This is a genomic window from Pantoea sp. CTOTU49201 (assembly GCF_032054795.1).
Lineage (GTDB): Bacteria > Pseudomonadota > Gammaproteobacteria > Enterobacterales > Enterobacteriaceae > Pantoea > Pantoea symbiotica.
Genome location: NZ_DAMBSA010000350.1, coordinates 1 through 5,042, shown reverse-complemented (window position 1 = coordinate 5,042; position 5,042 = coordinate 1). Strand labels below are relative to the sequence as shown.

Genomic DNA, 5,042 nt, shown 5'->3' with positions numbered 1-5,042 from the left:
CAGGTGCAAGGTAATGTCAATATAAGGCTTAGAAACCAGTTCGCCTTTGATGGTGATGATGGTGTCTTGCTGCGCCAGCGGCGCGGTCATCAACAACGCCGTTAAGAACTGGCTGGAAACGCTGCCATCAACGCTTACTTCGCCCCCAGCAAAACCGCCATTGAGACGCACTGGTGGGTAATCGGTCTGCTCAAGATAGTCGATCTTTGCTCCGCCCTGACGCAGTGCATCAACCAGGTGACCAATCGGACGCTCTTTCATGCGCGGCTCGCCAGTCAGTACAATTGACTGTTGGCCCAAACACAGCGCGGCGGCCAATGGACGCATCGCTGTGCCTGCGTTACCCAGAAACAGCTCGAGCGGCTTTTCAGCGCTTAAAGGTCCCGCGTTACCCACTACTTCGCATACGGTACGATCGTCGGAGAGCGTGTAGCTGACACCCAGCGCTTTCAGGGCGTTCAGCATGTGCTTAACATCATCGCTATCGAGCAAGTTAGTCAGGCGAGTGGTGCCTTTTGCCAGCGCAGCCAGCAAGAGCGCGCGGTTTGAGACGCTTTTTGAACCCGGTAAATTTACCGTGCCGTCAACGCGAGCAATCGGTTGTAGAGTCAGGGAGTCCTGCATGTGAAACCAAATCTCCAGAAAATACGAGACCCCATCGTGTGACGGGGTCTGATACCAGACAAGCTGGCATGAAAAAAGCTATTAACCGTGGCGACGTTCGAAGTCGACCATGAATTCAGTCAGTGTTTTAACGCCTTCCAGCGGCATCGCATTGTAGATCGATGCACGCATACCGCCAACCACACGATGGCCTTTCAACGCATGCAGACCAGCCTTAAGAGACTCTTCCAGGAACAGTTTGTCCAGAGATGAATCGGCTAACTGGAATGGCACGTTCATACGTGAACGGTTTCCACTTGCGACATCGTTGCGATAAAACGCGCTGTTATCAATCACGCCATACAGTAAGTCGGATTTCGCCTGATTCAGCTTGTCCATCTCGGCCACGCCGCCCTTCTCTTTCAGCCATTTGAATACCAGGCCAGAGAGATACCATGCGAAAGTTGGCGGGGTGTTGAACATCGATTCGTTTTCGGCCAGCACCTTGTAATCAAGGATAGAAGGCACATAACGCTGTGCTTTACCCAGCAGATCTTCGCGCACAACCACTAAGGTTAAGCCCGCCGGGCCGATATTTTTTTGTGCGCCAGCGTAGATCACACCATAGCGACTCACATCGATTGGACGAGACAGAATAGTAGAAGAGAGATCGGCAACCACGATCTTATCGCCAAAATCCGGCTCTTCATCGATAGCAATGCCATCAATCGTTTCGTTCGGGCAGAAATGGACATAAGCCGCATCATCATTCAACTGCCATTCACGCATTGGTAATAAAGCACGTTTACCATCACGCGTAGTTTTTATATCAATGGTATTTGGCGAACAGAATTTTTCGGCTTCTTTTATTGCGCTGTGGGCCCAGTAACCGCCGTCAATATAATCTGCGGTTTTTGCATCGCCCAACAAGTTGCCGGGAATCGCCGCGAATTGTGCACGCGCACCACCGTGGCAGAATAAAACTTTGTAATTGGCTGGGATCTTCAGCAGATCGCGAAAATCTTGTTCTGCCGCTTCTGCAACAGCAATAAACTCTTTACTGCGGTGACTGATCTCCATCACCGAAGTGCCTAACCCGTGCCAGTTTGTCAGTTCTTGTTCTGCGCGACGGAGCACTTCTACCGGCAGCATAGCCGGGCCAGAGCTAAAATTATAAACCTGAGTCATTTCCCCTCACCACTGTCATATCGAACGGTTATGAATACCTCACCGGTTTTATCATTGCCTCCAGATGGCTGCAATCATTAATCCGGCGGCGATCACATTTCCAGAGCCAGCTCCACCGCAGCTTATGTCATAAATGCATTAAGCCATGGAATTTTGTGAGGTGGTTCCAGAAAGAAAAAGCGGGAAGCCGAATGGCGTAAAAACCTTAACCAGACTGAGATAAATTTGGCTGACTGAATAGCGAAGCACGCATAAAACCCGTATTATTGCGCGCTTTACGCCCACCCCATTGACTTAAGAGAGCGCCACCATGACGCAAACGTTTATCCCCGGAAAAGACGCCGCACTGGAAGATTCCATTGCTCGCTTTCAGCAGAAACTGCAAGACCTTGGTTTCAATATTGAAGAAGCTTCCTGGCTGAATCCGGTACCACACGTCTGGTCAGTGCACATTCGCGATCGCGACTGCCCGCTGTGCTTTACAAATGGCAAAGGTGCTAGCAAAAAAGCCGCTCTGGCTTCAGCACTGGGCGAATATTTTGAGCGCCTCTCTACTAACTACTTCTTCGCCGATTTCTGGTTAGGTAAATCCATCGCTAATGGTGATTTTGTTCACTATCCTAATGAAAAGTGGTTCCCGCTCACCGAGGACGACAGCCTGCCAGAAGGCATTCTGGATGCGCGCCTGCGCAAATTTTATGATCCTGAAGAGAGCTTGGGTGCTTCAGAGCTGATTGATCTGCAATCCGGCAATGATGAGCGCGGTATCTGTGGCCTGCCATTTACCCGCCAATCTGACCAGCAAACGGTTTATATCCCGATGAACATCATCGGAAATCTATACGTGTCTAATGGCATGTCTGCCGGTAACACCGCCAACGAAGCGCGCGTACAGGGCCTGTCAGAAGTGTTCGAACGCCATATCAAGAATCGTATCATCGCCGAATCCATCAGCCTGCCAGAAATTCCAGCAGAGGTGATGCAGCGTTATCCTGGCGTAATTGAAGCAGTTGAACGTCTGGAAGCAGAAGGTTTCCCAATCTTCTCTTACGATGCTTCACTGGGCGGTAAATATCCGGTTATCTGCGTAGTGCTGTTCAATCCAGCAAATGGTACCTGTTTCGCTTCGTTTGGTGCACATCCGGACTTTGGCGTCGCACTGGAGCGTACCGTTACTGAATTGCTGCAGGGCCGCGGTCTGAAAGATCTCGACGTGTTTACTCCGCCAACGTTCGATGATGAAGAAGTGGCGGAACACGCTAACCTGGAAACGCATTTCATCGATTCAAGCGGTCTGATTTCATGGGATATGTTCAAAGACGATGCTGACTATCCTTTCGTCGACTGGAGCTTTGCGGGTACCACGCACGAAGAGTTTGATACGCTGATGGCGATCTTCCGTGCGGAAGATAAAGAAGTCTATATCGCTGACTATGAACATCTGAGCGTTTACGCTTGCCGCATTATTGTGCCTGGCATGTCTGATATTTATCCAGCGGAAGATCTGCTGCTGGCGAATAACAGCATGGGTGCACCACTGCGCGAAACGCTGCTGGCGCTGCCGGAAAGCCAATGGGAATCTGAGGCCTATCTCGAGCTGATCGTGCAACTGGATGAGGAAGGTCATGATGACTTTACTCGCGTGCGCGAACTGCTGGGTCTGGCATCAGGCAAAGACAATGGCTGGTACACACTGCGTATCGGCGAGCTGAAAGCGATGCTAGCGCTGGCCGGTGGCGACCTGGATCAGGCTCTGATTTGGACTGAATGGACGATGGAATTTAACCAGTCCATCTTCAGTGAAGAGCGCGCTAACTACTATCGCTGCCTGCAAACCTTGCTGCTGTTGGCAATGGAAGAGGAACGCGATCCGCTTCAATATCATCGTGCCTTTATCCGTATGTATGGCCAAGCCGCTGTTGAAGCTGCTTCAGCGGCAATTAGTGGTGAAGCGCCCTTCTATGGATTGCAAGCGGTCGATTTGGATCTGAAAGCATTCCCTGCGCATCAATCATTACTCGCTGCCTATGAAAAACTGCAGACAGTTAAACGTCGTTATTGGTCACAAAAATAGCCTTAACGCTTTGAGTCTTATTTATAGAAATTAGCGTATTGGTAAATGGCACTGAAAAAAATCAGTGCCATTTTTTTATATTGATAATGCATAGAGATTAAAGCGTATTGTTGAATAACAATTATGCTTCATTCGTTAATGATATTTAACAAAACCCATCCTTAACTGCAGCTGCATTCAACTTATTTTGCATAAATTAAAAATTATTTATTTAAATAAATTCAATTATTTAATTGAAAAACGCATGCTAAAACGCTTCGCTTATCAGGTACCTTCCGGTCAAATATGATCCACATCAATTTCTGACCTATACTCCTTTGTTAATATCTTTACAGGCAATTTTTGGAGAGCGTTAGTGTGAAAGCTGACAACCCTTTTAATTCATTATTACCGGCGGCAATGGCGAAAGTTGCAGAAGAGGCCGGCATATATAAAGCTACTAAACGTCCTTTAACCACATTCTTCCTTGCCATCACTGCCGGCGTATTTATCTCAATTGCATTTGTCTTCTATATCACTGCGACCACCGGAAGTGGAGCAATGCCCTACGGCATAGCAAAACTGATCGGCGGTATCTGTTTCTCACTCGGTTTAATGTTAGTGGTCGTGTGTGGAGCTGACCTGTTCACCTCAACTGTTCTGATCGTGGTGGCAAAAGCCAGCGGCCGTATCACCTGGCTGCAACTCGGTCGACACTGGTTGACGGTCTATATCGGTAACCTGTTTGGTGCGCTGTTCTTTGTCGCGCTGATCTGGTTAGCCGGTGAACACATGGTGGCGAATGGTGCCTGGGGTTTGAATGTCCTGCAAACCGCTGACCATAAAATGCATCACACCTTTATTGAAGCAGTGAGTCTCGGTACGCTCGCCAACCTGATGGTTTGCCTGGCGGTGTGGATGAGTTATTCCGGCCGCAGTCTGATGGACAAAATGTTTGCGATGATCCTACCAGTGGCGATGTTTGTTGCCTGCGGTTTTGAACATAGTATTGCCAACATGTTCCTTATCCCGATGGCCATCGTTATCCGTGATTTTTCCAGCCCGGAATTCTGGCAAATGGCTGGTGCAAGCGCAGCACAGTTCCCATCACTAAGCGTTAGTAACTTTATTGTTAACAACCTGATTCCCGTGACCATCGGCAACATTATTGGCGGCGGATTATTAGTCGGTTTGACCT

At 48.9% G+C, this 5,042-nt stretch carries 3 protein-coding genes and 1 pseudogene; 2 read left to right on the top strand and 2 right to left on the bottom strand.

The window, feature by feature from the left end:
* Positions 1 to 624 (bottom strand): annotated as a pseudogene (locus RTY00_RS19680) (3-phosphoshikimate 1-carboxyvinyltransferase); the annotation flags it as partial.
* A gap of 81 nt (positions 625 to 705) precedes the next feature.
* Entirely contained in the window at positions 706 to 1,791 is a 1,086-nt protein-coding gene (gene serC, locus RTY00_RS19675) for a 3-phosphoserine/phosphohydroxythreonine transaminase (RefSeq protein ID WP_312665671.1), read from the bottom strand.
* A gap of 310 nt (positions 1,792 to 2,101) precedes the next feature.
* On the opposite strand from serC, the gene ycaO reads away from it, so the two are divergent.
* Positions 2,102 to 3,865: a 30S ribosomal protein S12 methylthiotransferase accessory factor YcaO gene (gene ycaO / locus RTY00_RS19670; RefSeq protein ID WP_312665669.1), complete on the top strand. Its 1,764-nt coding sequence runs from the start codon at positions 2,102 to 2,104 to the stop codon at positions 3,863 to 3,865.
* A gap of 357 nt (positions 3,866 to 4,222) precedes the next feature.
* Positions 4,223 to 5,042: formate transporter FocA (gene focA / locus RTY00_RS19665; protein ID WP_312665667.1), on the top strand; the 820-nt coding region annotated here is incomplete at its 3' end.